Annotated in this window: 21 protein-coding genes; 7 read left to right on the forward strand and 14 right to left on the reverse strand. The window is 55.1% G+C overall.

All coding sequences use genetic code 11. The features are described from left to right. Positions 1 to 41: 41 nt before the first annotated feature. Positions 42 to 449, reverse strand: coding sequence for a heme-binding protein (locus B9Z51_RS08515; protein ID WP_108373668.1), 408 nt, complete (start codon positions 447 to 449; stop codon positions 42 to 44). Positions 450 to 631: 182 nt separating this feature from the next. Here B9Z51_RS08515 and B9Z51_RS08520 point away from each other — a divergent pair, with 182 nt between their 5' ends. Beyond that, positions 632 to 1,324 (forward strand): Bax inhibitor-1/YccA family protein, encoded by a 693-nt coding sequence (locus B9Z51_RS08520; RefSeq protein WP_108373670.1) that lies wholly within the window; start codon positions 632 to 634, stop codon positions 1,322 to 1,324. 74 nt (positions 1,325 to 1,398) lie between these two features. On the opposite strand, the gene rlmD is transcribed toward B9Z51_RS08520, so the two are convergent. The 5 genes from rlmD to surE are packed head-to-tail and all read right to left on the reverse strand — an operon-like array spanning position 1,399 to position 6,089. Beyond that, positions 1,399 to 2,826 (reverse strand): 23S rRNA (uracil(1939)-C(5))-methyltransferase RlmD, encoded by a 1,428-nt coding sequence (gene rlmD / locus B9Z51_RS08525; protein ID WP_108373672.1) that lies wholly within the window; start codon positions 2,824 to 2,826, stop codon positions 1,399 to 1,401. 41 nt (positions 2,827 to 2,867) lie between these two features. Further along, entirely contained in the window at positions 2,868 to 3,656 is a 789-nt protein-coding gene (locus B9Z51_RS08530) for a 3'-5' exonuclease (RefSeq protein WP_108373674.1), read from the reverse strand. A 14-nt stretch (positions 3,657 to 3,670) separates the two neighbouring features. Next, positions 3,671 to 4,513 carry a peptidoglycan DD-metalloendopeptidase family protein gene (locus tag B9Z51_RS08535; protein WP_108374883.1) on the reverse strand — a complete coding sequence of 281 codons (843 nt, stop codon included), beginning with the start codon at positions 4,511 to 4,513 and terminating at the stop codon, positions 3,671 to 3,673. Between the two features lie 17 nt (positions 4,514 to 4,530). Continuing rightward, positions 4,531 to 5,322: a protein-L-isoaspartate(D-aspartate) O-methyltransferase gene (locus tag B9Z51_RS08540; RefSeq protein ID WP_108373676.1), complete on the reverse strand. Its 792-nt coding sequence runs from the start codon at positions 5,320 to 5,322 to the stop codon at positions 4,531 to 4,533. Next, positions 5,319 to 6,089 (reverse strand): 5'/3'-nucleotidase SurE, encoded by a 771-nt coding sequence (gene surE, locus B9Z51_RS08545; RefSeq protein WP_108373678.1) that lies wholly within the window; start codon positions 6,087 to 6,089, stop codon positions 5,319 to 5,321. Before surE ends, B9Z51_RS08540 begins: the two co-directional genes overlap by 4 nt. A 156-nt stretch (positions 6,090 to 6,245) precedes the next feature. Between surE and B9Z51_RS08550 the strand changes: the two genes are divergently transcribed. Beyond that, positions 6,246 to 7,223, forward strand: coding sequence for an NADPH:quinone oxidoreductase family protein (locus B9Z51_RS08550; RefSeq protein WP_108373680.1), 978 nt, complete (start codon positions 6,246 to 6,248; stop codon positions 7,221 to 7,223). Between the two features lie 287 nt (positions 7,224 to 7,510). On the opposite strand, the gene B9Z51_RS08555 is transcribed toward B9Z51_RS08550, so the two are convergent. Continuing rightward, complete coding sequence (locus B9Z51_RS08555; RefSeq protein WP_108373682.1) at positions 7,511 to 8,551, reverse strand: MobA/MobL family protein; 1,041 nt, start codon at positions 8,549 to 8,551, stop codon at positions 7,511 to 7,513. 262 nt (positions 8,552 to 8,813) lie between these two features. Between B9Z51_RS08555 and B9Z51_RS08565 the strand changes: the two genes are divergently transcribed. After that, the gene (locus B9Z51_RS08565; RefSeq protein WP_108373686.1) at positions 8,814 to 9,065 is read left to right on the forward strand and encodes a hypothetical protein; all 252 of its coding nucleotides are present in this window, start codon (positions 8,814 to 8,816) and stop codon (positions 9,063 to 9,065) included. 342 nt (positions 9,066 to 9,407) lie between these two features. Here the strand turns inward: B9Z51_RS08565 and B9Z51_RS08570 are convergent, their stop codons facing one another. The 5 genes from B9Z51_RS08570 to B9Z51_RS08590 all read right to left on the reverse strand — a co-directional run bounded on the left by B9Z51_RS08570 (position 9,408) and on the right by B9Z51_RS08590 (position 13,497). Next, positions 9,408 to 9,806, reverse strand: coding sequence for a hypothetical protein (locus tag B9Z51_RS08570; protein ID WP_146187724.1), 399 nt, complete (start codon positions 9,804 to 9,806; stop codon positions 9,408 to 9,410). 601 nt (positions 9,807 to 10,407) lie between these two features. After that, the gene (locus B9Z51_RS08575; protein WP_108373690.1) at positions 10,408 to 10,983 is read right to left on the reverse strand and encodes a hypothetical protein; all 576 of its coding nucleotides are present in this window, start codon (positions 10,981 to 10,983) and stop codon (positions 10,408 to 10,410) included. 295 nt (positions 10,984 to 11,278) lie between these two features. Then, positions 11,279 to 12,529: a site-specific integrase gene (locus B9Z51_RS08580; protein ID WP_108373692.1), complete on the reverse strand. Its 1,251-nt coding sequence runs from the start codon at positions 12,527 to 12,529 to the stop codon at positions 11,279 to 11,281. 384 nt (positions 12,530 to 12,913) lie between these two features. Then, positions 12,914 to 13,204: a HigA family addiction module antitoxin gene (locus B9Z51_RS08585; protein WP_108373694.1), complete on the reverse strand. Its 291-nt coding sequence runs from the start codon at positions 13,202 to 13,204 to the stop codon at positions 12,914 to 12,916. 14 nt (positions 13,205 to 13,218) lie between these two features. Continuing rightward, entirely contained in the window at positions 13,219 to 13,497 is a 279-nt protein-coding gene (locus B9Z51_RS08590) for a type II toxin-antitoxin system RelE/ParE family toxin (RefSeq protein ID WP_108373696.1), read from the reverse strand. 312 nt (positions 13,498 to 13,809) lie between these two features. Here B9Z51_RS08590 and B9Z51_RS08595 point away from each other — a divergent pair, with 312 nt between their 5' ends. Further along, positions 13,810 to 14,301, forward strand: coding sequence for a Rha family transcriptional regulator (locus tag B9Z51_RS08595; protein WP_108374885.1), 492 nt, complete (start codon positions 13,810 to 13,812; stop codon positions 14,299 to 14,301). Positions 14,302 to 14,609: 308 nt separating this feature from the next. Continuing rightward, complete coding sequence (locus B9Z51_RS08600) at positions 14,610 to 15,575, forward strand: Rha family transcriptional regulator (RefSeq protein ID WP_108373698.1); 966 nt, start codon at positions 14,610 to 14,612, stop codon at positions 15,573 to 15,575. A 31-nt stretch (positions 15,576 to 15,606) separates the two neighbouring features. On the opposite strand, the gene B9Z51_RS08605 is transcribed toward B9Z51_RS08600, so the two are convergent. Both B9Z51_RS08605 and B9Z51_RS18230 read right to left on the reverse strand, forming a co-directional pair. Then, entirely contained in the window at positions 15,607 to 15,981 is a 375-nt protein-coding gene (locus B9Z51_RS08605; RefSeq protein WP_146187726.1) for a hypothetical protein, read from the reverse strand. Then, on the reverse strand, positions 15,978 to 16,265 hold the full coding sequence (locus tag B9Z51_RS18230) for a hypothetical protein (protein ID WP_146187727.1): 288 nt from the start codon (positions 16,263 to 16,265) through the stop codon (positions 15,978 to 15,980). The genes B9Z51_RS08605 and B9Z51_RS18230 overlap by 4 nt, the downstream gene beginning before the upstream one ends. A gap of 101 nt (positions 16,266 to 16,366) precedes the next feature. Between B9Z51_RS18230 and B9Z51_RS08610 the strand changes: the two genes are divergently transcribed. Then, a complete protein-coding gene (locus B9Z51_RS08610) occupies positions 16,367 to 16,573 on the forward strand; it encodes a hypothetical protein (RefSeq protein ID WP_108373701.1) in 207 nt (68 codons plus the stop codon). Further along, positions 16,570 to 16,938 (forward strand): hypothetical protein, encoded by a 369-nt coding sequence (locus B9Z51_RS08615; protein ID WP_108373702.1) that lies wholly within the window; start codon positions 16,570 to 16,572, stop codon positions 16,936 to 16,938. Before B9Z51_RS08610 ends, B9Z51_RS08615 begins: the two co-directional genes overlap by 4 nt. The last annotated feature ends 16 nt before the right edge of the window (positions 16,939 to 16,954 follow it).

A 16,954-nucleotide genomic window follows, 5' to 3' on the forward strand; every position in this document is an offset into this window, starting at 1 on the left:
ACCCAGATCGGAATCTTGTAGTACCGACCCACCAAGCATCCTCACAAACCGATAGCGGCGATACCGGCTTTGGCAATCTGGGCGTCTTCGTTGGACTTGACACCGCTGACGCCCACAGCGCCCAGACAGGCACCGTCCTTCATGATCGGCACGCCACCTTCAAGCATGCCTTCCACGGCGGGCGCTGAGAGGAAGGAATAGCGGCCGCCGTTGATGACGTCTTCATAGACCTTGCTCTCGCGCTGCCCCAAAGCGGCCGTGTGGGCCTTGGCGGGTGCAATGTGGGAAGAAATGGGGGGCGCACCATTGAGGCGCTGGAAGTGCAGCAAATGACCGCCCGCGTCCACGATGGCGATGCTGACGTTCCAGTTGTTTTTCTGGGCTTCGGCTTGAGCAGCTGCGGCAATGGCTTGCGCGTCGGACAGTTCGAGGACGGATTGGGTTTTCATGGTTTTACAGGTCGAAAAAATAAAACCGCAAGCATACACGCGCACACGAGCGCGGATTTCACACTTCAACGCAAAACTGATTCACCCGGATAACCCCATGCCTATGCGGTCATTGCCCTGCTCCATCGAGGCGACCCTACAATGCATCAGCCCTGAATACAGGGTATGAACAGGAGAAACACATGAGCGACCTTCGCACTCTGAACACCACCGACTGGGGCCATGACAACGCCGTCAGCCGCAACCGCGTGATGCGCAACACCTACTGGCTGCTGGCGCTGAGCCTGCTGCCCACCATCTTGGGTGCCTGGCTGGGCGTGACCACCGGGATCACCCGATCACTGACAGGCGGTCTGGGCCTGATCGTCTTCATGGCTGGCGCTTTCGGCTTCATGTTTGCCATTGAAAAAACCAAGAACTCTGCTGCGGGCGTGCCCGTTTTGCTGGGCTTTACCTTCTTCATGGGTCTGATGCTCTCGCGCATGATCGGCATGGTGCTGGGCTTCAAGAACGGCTCGGAACTCATCATGACGGCCTTTGCAGGCACAGCGGGTGTCTTCTTCGTCATGGCCAGTCTGGCCAGCACCATCAAGCGCGACCTGACCGGCATGGGCAAGTGGCTGTTTGTGGGCGCCCTGGTGCTGATGGTCGGCGGCATCGTCAATGTATTTGTCGGCTCATCGGTGGGCATGATGGTCCTGTCCACCCTGGCCATCGCCATCTTCAGCGCCTACATGTTGTATGACCTGAAACAGATCATCGACGGCGGCGAAACCAACTACATCAGCGCCACACTGGCCCTGTATCTGGACATCTTCAACGTGTTCCAGAGCCTGCTGGCCTTGCTGGGCATCATGGGTGGCGAACGGGACTGACCTGTGCCAAGTGGCTCATGCCACCCACAAAAAAGGCTCCTGAGGGAGCCTTTTTTTCATGGTGCAGGTCGCACTCAGGCCAGCTCAAACACCGCCATGCTTTCCACATGCGCCGTGTGGGCGAACATGTTGATCACGCCTGCGGCCACGCATCGGTAACCGGCGCGGTGCACCAGCAGGCCTGCATCTCGGGCCAGGGTTGCGGGGTTGCAGCTCACGTAAACAATGCGTTGGGGCGGCGTCCAACCCTGGCGCAGTTCGTGGTTTTCGTGCAGCTCGGCCAGGGCTTTGGCCAGGGCAAAAGCGCCTTCTCGCGGTGGATCGACCAGCCATTTGTCAGCCACCCCATCGGCCACCAACATGGCGGGCGTCATCTCGAACAGGTTGCGGGCCACAAAAGTGGTGGGGGCCAGCGGGCCTTGCCCTGCGCGCAGGGCCTGGTTGTGCGACAGATTCTGGCGCGAGCGGGCCACCAGGGCTTCAGCGCCTTCGATGCCTAGCACCTCGCCCGCCTGCGTGGCAATCGGCAGCGTGAAGTTGCCCAGGCCACAGAACCAGTCGATCACGCGGTCGGTCTTTTGAGCGCCCAGCAGGCGCAGGGCACGCGAGACCAGCACGCGGTTGATGTAAGGATTGACCTGGGTGAAGTCGGTCGGCTTGAAGGGCATGTGCACGCCAAAATCGGGCAGGCTGTAGGCCAGCTGCGCACCGCCCTCGTCGAGCAAATGCACCGTGTCTGGCCCTTTGGGCTGCAGCCACCACTGCACGCCATGCTCGGCGGCAAAGGCGCGCAGCAGCTGTTTGTCGCCGTCTGACAGCGGCTCCAGGTGGCGCAGCACCAGGGCGGTGACAGAGTCGCCGCAGGCCAGTTCGATCTGGGGCAGTGTTTCGCGGGCCTCCATTTGGGCAATCAAGGCGCGCAAGGGCATGAGCATGCGGCTGACATGCGGCGGCAGGATCGGGCAGATTTTCATGTCGGCGATGTAGCGGCTCTTTCGCTCGTGAAAGCCAATGAGTACTTCGCCTTTTTTGAGCACATAGCGCACCGACATGCGGGCGCGAAAGCGATAACCCCAGGTCGGCCCCTCAATGGGACGGAGCATGGTTTCGGGTTTGACTTTGCCCAGGTGCCAGAGGTTGTCTTCGAGCACGCGCTGCTTGATGGCCACTTGGGCCGAAGCCTCCAGATGCTGCATCTTGCAGCCGCCGCAGGCGCCTTTGTGCAGGCCGAAGTTGGGGCAGCCAGGGCGCACGCGCTGGGACGATTCGTGGTGGATGTCGGTGACGACGCCCTGTTCCCAGTTGTTTTTCTTGCGGTGCACATTGACCGAGACGATTTCAAAGGGCAAGGCGCCTTCGATGAACACCACTTTGCCGTCTGGGCGGCGGGCGATGCCCTGGGCATCCATGTCCAGGGCGCCCACGCGCAACCAGCCTTCGGGCAAATCGTCGCTGCTGGGGCTTTCGCTGGGGGGAATAGAAAGATCTTGTTGTTCGCTCATGCCCCGATTGTCTCAGGACACAAGGCCGATCTTTCGGGGCTTCAGACCCAGGCTTGCAGATATTCCTGCCAGTGGGGCTCTTGTGGGCTGCCCAAAGCGGCCACGCTGTCTTTGACCAAGCCGATCTCCTGCGCGTATTCGGCCTCGGTGAAACCGCCGCGCATTTGCTGAAAGCGGCAATACAACAGGTAGGTGTTCATGACATCAGTTTCGCAATAGCGGCGGATGTCTTCGGTCTGCCCGGCCAGGTACTGCGCATACACCTGCGAGCCGTCCATGCCCAGCTTGCCCGGAAAGCCGCACAGCTTGGCCAGTGCATCCATGGGTGCGTTGTTTTTGGGCGTGTATTTGGCCAGCAAGTCCATCAGGTCCAGGTGGCGCATGTGGTAGCGCGAGATGTAGTTGTTCCACTTGTACTCGCGGTCATCATCGCCCATATCCCAGTATTTATCGGCCACCACGCCATGCTGCAAGCCCCGGTAGTGCAGCACGGGCAGGTCAAAACCACTGCCATTCCAGCTCACCAGCTGGGGTGAATGCTTGTCGATGGCATTGAAAAACGTCTGGATGATGCGGCCTTCGCTGTGGCCGTCACGGTCCACAAACGAGTGCACACGCAAGCCGTCGGCGTTGCGAAACACACAGCTGATCACGAGGATGCGTTGCAGATAAAGCGGCATGAAGTCGCTTTGCCCCTTGGCGGCACGTTCCGCCTGCCATTGGGCATGAAGTTGGGCGTCGGTCAGTTCTGGCTCGGCACCGTTCAAACGCCGCCAACCGGCCATGTCGGGCACGGTCTCGATGTCAAAAACCAGGACGGGCCAGGGCATGCGCGCCTTGCGCCTCAGCGGGCGGGCAAGAGTTTGGCGGGATCGACGGGTTTGCCTTGGCGGCGCACCTCAAAGTGCAGCTTCACACGGTCAGCATCGGACTTGCCCATTTCAGCAATTTTCTGGCCTTTGCGCACCTTCTGGTCTTCCTTGACCAGCAGTTCCTGGTTATGGGCGTAGGCCGTCAAAAAGGTGTTGTTGTGCTTGAGGATGATGAGGTTGCCATAACCGCGCAAACCCGCTCCGGCATAAACCACCTGACCATCGGCTGAGGCCAGCACCGGCTCACCCGCCTTGCCTGCAATGTCCAGGCCTTTGTTCTTGGCTTCATCAAAGCCCGCAAGCAGCGTGCCGTTGGCAGGCCAAATGAAGCCCAGGCCTTCGTCGTTGATCGCGCTGGCCGGGGTGGCTGGCGCAGGGGATGCAGGGGCCGCAGCGGCAGGCTTGGCCGCCGTGGTGGCCGCCGTGGATTCCCCCGATGGCGCAACTGGACGCACCACCACGCCGGATGCTTCAACAGCTGCCCCAGGCGGCGCCACGCGCAGCACCTGGCCGACTTCGATCACATCGGGATTACTCAGGCCATTCCAGCGGGCCAGATCACGCCAGGATTGACCGCTGTCCAGGCCAATGCGCATGAGGGTGTCGCCGCGTTGGACGGTGTAATAGCCGGGCTTGCCTGCGTTTTCTGCCCCTGGCAGCGGCTTGACGGCATTGGGCGTGGCGCCCGCTGCGGGTCGCCCCGTGCCCAGGCGGTCTTCTACTGGCGCCGGAATCCGGGAGGAAGACGAGCAAGCCGCAAGCACGGCGACAGCACAGGCTGTCAAAACCACGGATCGGGCGCGATGGAAGGTCATCATGGAGGGTCAATCGTTCAGGCAACGCCCGATTTTAGAGGGACAAAATGCACGGCTTCGAGCACTTGCCGCTCAAAACCTCGGGGTGTTTTCTGGATCACCACCAGCGCCTGGTGGCCCGCCTGCGTGACGGTGGGGGCCACCAGGCGCCCCCCCATGCCCAACTGATCCAGCCAGGCTTGGGGAATGGCATCCCCCCCTGCAGCGGAAATGATGCCTGAATAAGGCGCCCCCTTGGGATAGGCCAGCATGCCATCCCCAAAAATCAGATGCACATTGTGCAAACGCAAAGGGCGCAGGTTGTCACGGGCTTTTTCATGCAATCCGCGCAGGCGCTCGATGCTGTAGACCTCGGTCGCCACCTGGCTGAGCACGGCTGCCTGGTAGCCGCAACCGGTGCCAATCTCCAGCACTCGGCCCAATTTGCCCGTTGCGCCTTGGCACAACAGCTCGATCATTCTGGCCACCACGTTGGGTTTGGAGATGGTCTGACCCAAGCCAATGGGCAAACTGGTGTCTTCATAGGCTTGGTTAGCCAACGCACTTTCCACAAAACGATGACGCTCCACACGGCCCATGGCGTCGAGCACGCGCAAATCCTTAACGCCCTGCGCAGCCAATTGACGCACCATGCGAGCACGCACAGCCCCCGAATCCAGCCCCAAGCCGGAAGGCGCCAATGCCACGCGCGGCATGGCAGAAGCAGCCAGTGTGCCTGCAGGATTGACAGCCACGGGCCCCGGCTTGCGCTGCAAAGGCCCTGCGCCCGTTTGCGAGAGTTTGACTGGAAAGCCCGGGCGCTGACTCATGCGATGGCCGGTGCGTTCAATCGCACAAAAACGTCAGACCAGTGGCCCAACTGATCGTGATCAGACAAGTCCACCTTGAGCGGGGTGACCACCACATGGCCGTGGCTGGCAGCATGAAAATCGGTCCCTTCGCTGTCATCCATGGCAGCACCCGCGTTACCGATCCAGTACATGGTTTGTCCTCGGGGATCAAGCTGCGTGATGACCGGTTCGGCCGAATGGCGCCGCCCCAAGCGGCACAACTTGGCAGGTTTGATTTGAGCCAGCGGCAAATTGGGAATGTTCACATTGAGCAGCCAGGGCTTGGTCTCCAGCATGGAAACCGCCTGCATCTGCAGGACCATGGTCTTGACCGTTTGTGCCGCCGCATCCAGATGGCCCCAGCCTTTTTCCATCTGAGACACCGCGATGGAAGGAATGCCAAACAAAAAGCCTTCCATGGCAGCGCCCACGGTGCCCGAATACAGGGTGTCATCCCCCATGTTGGCGCCGTTGTTGATACCTGAGATCACCAAGTCAGGCCGGTAGCCCAACAAGCCTGTCAGCGCAATGTGAACACAGTCGGCAGGGGTGCCATTCACATAGCGAAAGCCATTGTCAGCATGGTGCACATACAAGGGGGTGTGCAAGGTCAAAGCATTGGACTTGGCACTGTTGTTGTGCTCTGGGGCCACCACTTCAACATCGGCGACGGTTTTGAGCGCGTTGAACAGCGCCACAATGCCTTCGGCTCGGAATCCATCGTCGTTGGAGATGAGAATTTTCATGCAGTGTCCCAGTGAGGGTACTGATTGTAGAGGGCCGAATGTCCCCGGGCGGGCCAAGAATGCAAGGGCTACGGGCTGGTCGCTCGGGGGACATGGCCCGCGCCACCGCTTTGCCTAAGATGCCCACCACTGAACACATTCAACAAGGAGTAATGCATGCACGCTTGGCTTTGCGAAAACCCCATTGGGGTCGACTCGCTCACCTGGAAAGAACTGCCCACACCCACCCCCGGCGCCGGACAAGTTCTGCTCGAAATTCAGGCAGCCAGCCTGAACTTTCCCGATTTGCTGATCGTTCAGAACAAATACCAGATGAAGCCCGAGCTGCCCTTTGTGCCCGGCTCGGAATACGCAGGTGTTGTCAAAGCCGTGGGCGAAGGCGTGACCCACCTCCAAGTCGGTCAAAGCGTGGCCTGTTTGTCGGGCACGGGCGGCTTTGGCACCCATACCCTGGCCCCCGCCAAGTTGTGCATGCCGCTGCCAGCAGGCTTTCCCGCAGTCGATGCCGCCGCCTTCATCATGACCTACGCCACATCGCACCACGCCCTGGTGGACCGCGCTGCACTCAAAGCTGGCGAAACGGTTTTGGTTCTGGGCGCCGCAGGCGGCGTGGGCACTGCCGCCATCCAGATCGCCAAAGCCATGGGCGCCAAAGTGATTGCTGCCGCATCGACCGACGATAAGTGTGCGCTGTGCAAATCACTCGGCGCGGATGCCACCATCAACTACAGCACCGAAAACCTGCGCGAAGCCCTCAAAACCCTGACCGAAGGCAAAGGCCCCGATGTGATCTATGACCCCGTGGGGGGCGAGTTTGCCGAGCCCGCCTTCCGCTCCATCGCCTGGCGCGGCCGCTATTTGATCGTGGGCTTTGCAGGTGGCCCCATCCCATCCCTGCCCCTGAATCTGCCGCTGCTCAAAGGCGCGTCTTTGGTCGGCGTGTTCTGGGGAGACTTTGCCAAACGGGAACCCCAAGCCAACGCCGCCATGATGGGCGAATTGGCCCAGTGGTACGGCCAAGGCAAGATCAAACCCGTGATCGACCGAACCATGCCCATGAGCGAACTCAAAGCCGCCTACGCCCACATGGGCTCACGCGGCGTCAAAGGCAAACTGGTGATGGTGAACACCTAAAGCACAGGCACCGCCTTTGTGCGGTGCTGCTGATGAATTGAAACAAGCCAGGAATAAAAAAAAGCCCTTGCACAACTGCAAGGGCTTTTTAAATTTTGGGGTGGCTGATGGGGAAATATTCCACACGGTCAGCAACCCATTGAAATCAAAAGGAATTTTCGACGAAAAGGGCCAAAAACGGGCAAATTGTAGGGACACTTACTCGGGAACGGGTCCCGAGTGGCTGAATGATACCTGACACGCTGGGGGCCTTGATTGCCTAGGCGTTTTTTTATATTGCTACGCTGTCAGGGTCCGCCCATCTTTCGGGTCGCAGTTGTTGGCCTCGCCGCAGGGCCAAAATTGAAATTGATTCCGCCCATGGTTTGCTCGATCCGCTCACGCTCGCGGCGAAGTTTGTCCATTTCTGTTTGATGCCAAATTTTCATGAGTTGGGCGAATTGTTGGGACAACTCGTCCGCGATCTCTTTCCATGTCTTCAAGCTGCCATCCTTGCGCAATGGTGAGGAAACACGGGTGTGAACCTGCCGCATGGCTTTCATGGGCAGTTTTGCGCGGCTGTGTGGGGCTGGCAAATAGTCTTTTTGAAACTTGGCCCCCTTGTTGAACATTTCAATGTTAGGGCCGCGCTGGCAGTGTGCCCCGCGCTTCATCATGCCTACGCACTTCGCCCCCATGTGTTTTTGGGGGATGTTTTCGATCCCTCGGGCCTCATTGCTCCTGTGGTCAATGGTTGCTTTTTGATCAGCGTTTTTCAAGGCTTCATTGGCCATGGTTGCCCATGTCTCGCGGGTCGGGTTCAGCCATTGTTTGCCGTTCAATTCCTGAGATTTGACCGCGCCGCCTTTTTTGGGTTCTTTGCTGTTGGCGCGCTTGAACCATGTCGAAGCGTTGCGGTTCAGTCCGTCATTGATGCGCTCGGAAATCATCAGGTGGCAGTGTGGGTTGTGGTTGTCCTTGTCCGTGTGAATCGAAAAGGTGAACGGCAATTTCCCCCCCTCGCCTTTCAGGTTTGTGATTTTTTCGGCGAAGGCATGGCAAAGCGCCTTTTGTTGATCAAGGTTCAACTCTCGGGGCAAAGCGATCTCAATCTCACGATAAAGCCGCCCATTGTCTCGCTCGTAAATGTCCGCCGCTTTCCAGTAATGCGCGGGGTCTTCCTGTGGGTTGGTCTTGGGCCATTTCGGCATGTTGCCGCTGGCCGTGTAGGCGCACTCGTCGGCCTTTTTTGCATAGGCTTCTGTGCGGGTGATATAGGCACATTTAGCGCCTGCGCTGTGCCCTTCTGGCTTGCTTCCGATATTACATTGAAGATGGTAAATCGCCATATTATCCCGCCGCGCGTCTGATTATTTCCATGGGGTGTCGGGGCCTTGCCCTGACCGCGACGAAAAACCACGAAGTGGTTTTGAAGTTTCTAGTGGAGCGAAGCGAAACGGCCCGAAGGGAGAAACTTCTAGGTGCGCTCTTCCTTTTGTCAGAGATAGTGAGGATATTTTTGATTAGCATGATTTTTATGGGGCTTGACTTATTGAGAGGCTTTAACTAAGTTAAATAGATATTGATAAATAAGTCAAGCGGGGGATATTCATGAACTACGATGAAAAGTTAAAAGCAGCCGAGGAAAAATTGAAAAAAGCCGAAACGACTTTTAAAAGATTAAAAGCGTTAAATGATAAAAAGACACGCACCGAAGAGACACGAAAAAAGGTTTTGGCAGGTGCGGCGTTATTGAACTTCATGAGTAAAACAACGGATGAAAAAACAAAAAATTATCTCATTGAATTGCTCAAACGCAATTTGGAACCAAAAGATTTTGAGTATTTGAATTCGAGAATTTAAATTTTTCTTTTACCCCATGCCCGCCCCTTTTTCACACGGGGCGAGTTTGACAATGCACGCGCAGAGGCTGGGCTTGGGGTGGCTTCTGGCGCAGATTACAACCGCTGGGAACGTAGCCGTGTAAAACATGGGGCAAATCACTATGGCGCCAAACTATATGTCAGTGATATTGTTAACTATGGAGCTTCTAAAGGCGGTAATTCAGGAAACCCAGCTTCTCGCGCTGGTAACCCCAACGATCCGTCCTTTGTTGGACCAAAGCCGCAGGGCGGTGCTGGGAATACCAGTGGAGATGAAACAGCCAAAGGCTAAAAAACTAATCCCGCCATTTGGCGGGATTTTTTATTTGGAATGTTTCGGTTTGAGGTTTCGTTTGGCTCGCGCTTCATCTTCTTTTTTATGCAATAATTTTGTTCTAGCCTCGTCATCTTTCCCGAATTGATGGGCTTCGTGGTTGGGGCAGGCTTTGATTTCTTCGCGGAGGGTGATGGCGAGGTCTTTCCAGGCTTCCATGGCAGATTGCCAGTCTGCGACGACGGCATTGGCTTCGGCGAGGGCGGCTTCGGCTTGTTCAAGACGTTCGGCCATTTGATTCATGCGGATTCTGGCGATGGCGGGGTCCACTCCTCCACCTCCACTCCTTCGCGCTGGCGTTGAATTCGCAATGTTTAAGCCTTCTTGTTTGGCGGTCAAGGTTTCATATAAGGCCGCATTGATCAATCGTTGGTTGAGTTCGCTCACGGTGGTGACTCCTGTAGGTAGGTGAACTTAACTTTAGCATCAATGGATTCTTCGCCCCGTTAGATAAATCACTTTTTAACGTGTTTTACAGGGCTTGGCAGTCTTGCAGTGGCTTACCCCTTGGCGGGCGTAGAAGTCGGCTAATGGGTCGGGGGAAAAGGGCTCGCGCCCTCTTGGTCTCTTCGAGCCCAATTCACCCCGAAGGCTTCGCCTTCTTTGGTTTTGAATTTCTTCTTCTCCACAAAAAAGACAGGCGTAGCCTGTCGGGGTGAGGAGCATAGCGACGAGGGCGCGAGCCCTTTATAGTGCTTTATGTGATCGCTTTTTAAGTTTGATGCCAGCCTTTTTCATCAATAATTCCTTTTCTATTTTTGCCAAATTGAAATATCTTATGATTGAATGCGTGCCGTACATTGAAGAATAGTTAACAATAACTTTATCCTCTTGATTTCCAGACTCATTAAGCCATTGCGAAAAACTTCCACGATTTCCCTGATTTCCAAAACTTAAAATTTTCTCATTCCCTTTTATTTGAATTCTGTTATTTAATTCGGATGGTGTTTTAATATCGCTAAATTTTACTTTTTTCATATTGACACCCTCAAAATTTTCTGTCTGTTTGAATATCTGTTTTTTTAGCCACCTTGCGCGCAATGCGTTTTGCTACGGGTGCTTTTTCTGGGGCTTTTGCTCTGAATGGGCGCTTTGTTTTTATGTCCTGTTTGGCTAGAACATCATGGCTGAGCGCCGCTTGTTCTTCAAATTTTTCACCAACGGTTTTGCCTTTGCCCTTCAAAAAAAGATCAAAGTTCACGAACTCATTTCCGTGTTCGTCCTTCACAAAAATGCCAGCTTTTAATAATTTATTCCATGACTTTGAGACATTTGAAGAGTCCATGCCCAACTCTGCGCCGATGGATTTTTGTTTGATACTTAATTGATTGCCATAGGTCATTTTATGTAAAACGGCAAACAAAACGCGCATATCATTCATGAAGAATTTATGCTTTTTCAAAACAGCGTCAAAGTTTGCGCCGAATAACATAACGAATTCGACTTGACTTTTTACCCTCGTTTCACCGATGAAAATAGTGGCATCGCCTTTAATAGCATCAACGACACTTTGAACTCTATCTTTATCGGTCGAAACCTTAACGCAACTTGATTTTTTTACCATGTATATCCCCCTTTAAATGGTTATAGATAACCTAAAATAGGGCATGGGTACCAATTTGTCAAATTTTTGAAAAATTGGTGCGGGCACCAACTGAAATTGGCGTGCGCACCAATTTTTCTTAATCTTCGAAAAAACAAGAAAACCCAATAACCATGCGGGTTACGGGACGATTTTCATGATAAAACGGGACCTTTGTCTTATGTCTCTTGTATTTCTTTTGGCTCTTTTCTTTTTGAGTTGTGTTATTTTCAGAAAAATAACCTCGTTAATTTTTTGGAAAAAAATAAATGAGGCATCATGACTTGTTGAGTCGTTTTTTGCGCTCATTCTGGATATTCCAGCGCCTCAAAAATGCCTGATATTTGGGGTCTTCCAGTCTCAGGGCTTCAAGATCAAATGAATAACGCACACGGTTCAGGGTGTCGCGCAATTGAGCCAATCCCATGCCGTGGGTGTAGGTCTGGAAATGCATGTTCTGGACCTGAACGCCTTCGTGTCCAGTGATCTGCATGGCGTGGGCGGGGTTTGCGTCTGCGTTGTGGAGTCGCGTGATAATTGTGGAACGGGTGCTGTGGAAGACTTTTAGGCGGTCTGTAATCCCCAAATCATCCAGCCATAGGGCGAACTGTCGGGCGGCGTTCTTTCCGTAGCCGTTATTACCGTCTACAAGGTGGGGAAACAGTCGTTCAGCACCTGCCCCCCTCACCTGCTCCGCATAGGCCAAAAATCCCAGATCAATCAAGGTTTGATGGATGGGAACAATGCGGCCCTCTGTGCTGGTCTTTGTTTCTTTGAACTCCATGACCTGATCCCCGTCAATCATGCGGACTTGTTCAATGGGCAGGCCTGCGATTTCGTTCAATCGTGCCCCTGAATACAGGGCCACCAGTGGAATCCAATAGTGATCAGGCTTTGGCATGGCTTTGGGGTAGCCTGCGCCAAAAATGGCTTTCAGGTCGTCATCGCTGAACGATTTCCAATGCTCTTGTTTTTTCTTTAATTTGCCCTTGGTGCTGATCAGCAAGCCTTCCACGGGGCTGGCTTGGTGCTGGCTGTGGCCGTTGCCAATGCACCAATTGAAAAAATCGTTCAGGAAGCCTAGGCGTTTATTGATACGGCTAGCCCCTGCCCCTTTGTTCATTTCGTGGTTTTTCCACTGGACAAGGGTGGGCTTGTCGAACAGGTTTACTTCCAAGTCCCCTAATAGGCCCTTGAACTCGTCGAACAAAAGCCCCTTTTCGTAGAGTGTGCGCTTGGCGTTGTCGTGCTGTTTCTCGGCCAAATAGCCCTTAATGGCTTCGCTGAACACCATGGAGCGGGCCACGGGGCGTTTGAGGAGTTCGGGCAGGGGTTGGGCTGGCCTGCCCATGTTCATGGCTTCTTGTAGCGGCGGAAGTCGGCCATTTATCGCTTTATAAGCTTCGATGGCCTCGATCATGCGGGCGTGATCCTCTGCGCCGTCCGCTTTCATGATGCCCCTGGACAAGTCCAACTCGAATTTGTTGGCGATGCCGTCGAGGTTGGGGATTTTTGTGGGCTGGTTCATGGCGCGTTGTCGTTCAAAGGCTTCGTTGAACTTTAACGCAAGGATACGGGCGAGACTGGGGGATTTTGTGCCTAGGCTGTGGAGGGTCTCGCACAGTCTGCCTTCTGCGCTACGGTAGTAGACGCGAAGGCAATAAACACCATGACGGTTAATTTTGAGTCTTGGAACCTTGATCACTCGGGAACCTTAGTCGGGAACCCGTCGAGACCATTTAGGCCAAAAACACTCTCAAAATCAACAAGTTAGAAAACTTGGGGTGGCTGATGGGGCTCATATCGCCAGTATTTAAGCGCCTTTCAAGGCATCAATGCACCGGATACCAACAAAAATACCAACAAATTTTGATTCCTTTGATGAATCAGCTTGCAATTTCAAAAACCTGCATCAAGCGTGCATTGCCGTCAGTACCAACGGCGTCACCACCGGGCGCGGCTGCTGGTTGGCCTGCCACAAATCGTAGGCGCTTTGCAGGCCCAACCACAGCTCGGCACTGGTGCCCAACAAAGCGGACAGCCGCAACGCCATATCAGCCGACACGCTGGCATGGCCGTGCAAGATGCGCGACAGATAGGCCCGCGTCACATTCAGCTGCGCTGCGGCCTGCGTCACACTGACATCGGCCAACCACTCTTGCAGCACTGCACCGGGATGGGGGGGGTTGTACATACGGCTCATGATGTGGTCCTTTTTCAGTGGTAATCCTGGTAGTCAACAATTTCGGCGCCCGCGCTGTCAAACCGGAAAGTCAGGCGCCAATTGCCATTCACAGTCACCGCCCAATGCCCGGCCAAAACGCCCTTGAGTGGGTGCAACTTCCAGCCAGGAACAGCCATGTCTTGGGCGCTGCTGGCCCGGTCCAGTGCACCGAGCTGAATTTGCAGTTTGTTGGCATGGTCGGGCCGTATGCCCGCCTTGCTGCCCGTCTTGAAAAAGGCTTCAAGGCCCTTGTGCTGGAAACTCAGAATCATGCCCAAATTGTATACGGGTTGTATACGAAGCACCAAACAGCATTCAACCACCACAATTTTCAGGCCTTCACCTGAACTTTCAGGAAACGGCAGAAACCCGTTAAATCCGCCAGCGGCGGGGCGCCGATCCCAGTCGAGTCTCAATACAAGCATGACACCATAACCCCGTCGCTCGTTGCGGAAGACGCCTCAAAGCCCTTGATTCTTGATCCTCTACCCCCGAAAGGGGGAGCACGCCGCAACGTGGAGGGTCAAGACTCAAGGGCTTTTTGTTTGGCAACTGTGGGCGACTCCAACTCACTGGGGACCACCATGCTTGACCTTTCCGAATTCGTCACTCTCAACAACGAAACCCTCGTCACTGACAGCCGCCGTGTGGCAAAGCACTTCAAGCGAGCACACAAAAACGTGCTGCGTGCCTTTGATGCCATGGAATGCACCACTGAATTCAACCGGCTCAATTTTGAGCCGCGAGATTTCACAGACTCACGCGGCAAACAACAACGCGAAATATGGATGACCAAAGACGGCTTCATCTTCCTGGTTATGGGTTTCACAGGCTCCGAGGCTGCCAAGATCAAAGAAGCCTACATCACCGCCTTCAACACCATGGCCGACCAGCTCACTCGCATTCAGAACACCCTTTGGCGTCAGATGCTTGACCTGGAACGCCGAGATGCAAACAGCCAGTCATGGGCCAGCTTTGGCAGCAAGTGCATGCTGGAGCGAAAACGTGACAAGCCGCTGCTTGAAAACGAGCGCAGTTTGCTGCAAGACCGCATCCAACCCAGTCTTTTAAATTGACCCAAATTAACCGTATACGAATAGTTTACTGATACACTTCACAACCCATCACGGGTTGCGCTATGATCCATTCGCACCGTAAATAACGGTGCACGGGTTTGGAAGCCCGACGATAGGCGCACAGCAAGCCGCGCCACCACCAGTGATGCGGCTTTTTTGTTTTGCGCAGCACGCTCCGTTTTTGGCGGGCCGTGTGGGGAGGGCGAAAGCCCTGCCGGTCCTATCCCGGTCTTCCAACCCTGCACGGTCTGCCACCCTCGTTTGGAAGCGCGGGTGACAGGTTTTCAATCTGTTGATAGGAGCCAATCATGGCTGACGCAATCCAAGGCGCATCTGTCGCCAACATCACCCCTACCCTGACCGTCATCGACGGCAACATCACGACCACCAGCCTGCAAGTCTCAGAGCATTTTGGGAAACGACACGATCTTGTCTTGCGGGCCATTCGCAACCTGGAATGCAGTGCCGAATTCCGTCTCCGCAATTTTGCGGAGACGGTCGAGACCCGCGAAAACCCCAGTGGCGGTGCGCGCATTCCATCACCCGCTTTCAGCATCACCCGTGATGGTTTCGTTTTTCTCGCCATGGGCTTCACCGGAAAAGAAGCTGCACAGTGGAAAGAAGCCTACATCACTGCCTTCAACCGCATGGAGCGCGAACTGATCGCACGCACCACCCGCCCGGTAGGCCCGACCATCGACTACCGGCGCATCGATGCCAACATGGCCCAAACCCTCAAAGAAGAAGTGGCCCGCATCGTGGCCACTGGCCGCCAAGGCTACGGCGAGACCTGGGCACGCCTGCACCGCAAGTTTCGGGTCAACAGCTATTTAGAGCTTCCGGCCAGCCAATACCAAGCAGCCTTGGCCTACCTTTCCGCCAAATCAGGCACAGCCGTCAGCATGCCCCAGCCAAGCGCCATCGACCCCGCAGAACTGCTTTTATCGGGACAGTCTGATCCCGTGGCGCTCACCGCAGCGCAACAAGCCATGGTCGACCACCGCGCCTGGGAGCTGGCAGGCCATGCCCGCGAACTCATTCATGCCCACATCCAGCGGCGCATCGCCTACAAAACCATTCCAGACAACCGCACAGACGAAACAGTGCTCATGCTGGTTGAGAGCACCACCCTGGGCAACGCGCTCACGCACTTCTATGGCACCCAACTGGGCAATATGGCCAGCATCCTCAGCTACATGCAGGCCACCGCCCAACAAACCATGGACCGCTACAAGACGGACATGGGCAGATTGGGAGCAGCTGGCGCGATGTGATTGAGGGCACCACCCTTAGGGGTGGCTTCACTCACTTGGCAGTGGTTGTGGGGGCCGGTGCAATCGTAATCCGGTCCCCAAACTTGGTGTAGAGGGCAAAAATTCCAGACAGCAAAACCCCAAGCACCACAGCGCCGCCCAAAATCAAGGTTTTCCAGCGTACCAGGTCATCTACCTTTTTACGAGTTGAGTCGCTGGACTCTTTAAGCGAGTCCACCTTACCTTCCAGCCTTGCCATGGACACCTTGCTGTCGGTGTCCATTTGGTGCATGGCCGTGCGCAACTCCATCACCGCCTGCACAAAGTGGTATTCAGGATGTCCAAGGCCCGGTGCGATCCGGCTTGGCTCTGTCTCCGCGTTGACGCGGGGTGTGCTTTCAGCACTTGATCTGTTGGCTTCAGTCATTGCGAAAACTTCACAGACAGCCACTCCCACATATCGTTTGGGCCGCGACCATAGTACGCACTGATTGGCGTCACCAGTGCAGCGCCGACACGCGATTTCTCACCCTCTGATTGACCCGTGATTTCAAGATGTCCAGACAGTCCAGTACTCGTGCCGTCAAACCGCACCAACCAACCACGGTCGTTCACCAATTGATGCCTGTCGGCTTCAGGAATAGCGGACACCACCGCCGCGTTCAGTGGGCCAGTGTCTTTGGCAAGAGAAATAACAACAAAAATTGGCATAGCGTAAGTCTAGCACTTGGCTAATTTCTGGTCTGTGCGGTGCCCCATCTATGATGCGCAAACTTTCCGTTTTCGGATACCATAAGAACTCGGAGGAAGTCATGAAATCAACATTGGTATTGCTTTTGGCCTGCATTTGCGCAAGCTCTTTTGCAGCAGGAAGCCACAGCCGCAAAAGCCACATCCGCAAGAACGGCACCTACGTCGCCCCCAGCCGGGCCACCAACCCAGATCACACACGCGCCAACAATTACAGCCACCAGGGTAATGTGAACCCCTACAACGGAAAACAGGGCACCAAGCCATGAGCAACGCCAACAAAGCCGTTATTGCAGCATTTTTTCTCTCTGTCATATTTCCGCCGTTTGCCCATGTCGGTCAGCATCGAGCCACGCATGACGGATTCAAATTTATCGCCAGCCATGACGGCTACGCAGCGGTTCACATCGCACTTTTAATGGCCATCTGGTTTGCTATCGCCGTCGCCGCCTGCATCATCAACCGAAAGCAGATTTTTACTTTTCTTACAAACTGGCATAAAGACAAAATCATTTTTGAGCAAGCCAAAATCCGCAAAGAAATCGATGCAAGGTCTGAGGTAGCCCGCATCATGGCTGATGCCATCCTGCGTCATGCTGAAATCACGTCTGCGCAACAGAAAAAATTATTCTGATCTGCTTGCAACCCAG

This window comes from Limnohabitans sp. T6-5 (assembly GCF_003063315.1).
Classification (GTDB): domain Bacteria; phylum Pseudomonadota; class Gammaproteobacteria; order Burkholderiales; family Burkholderiaceae_C; genus Limnohabitans_A.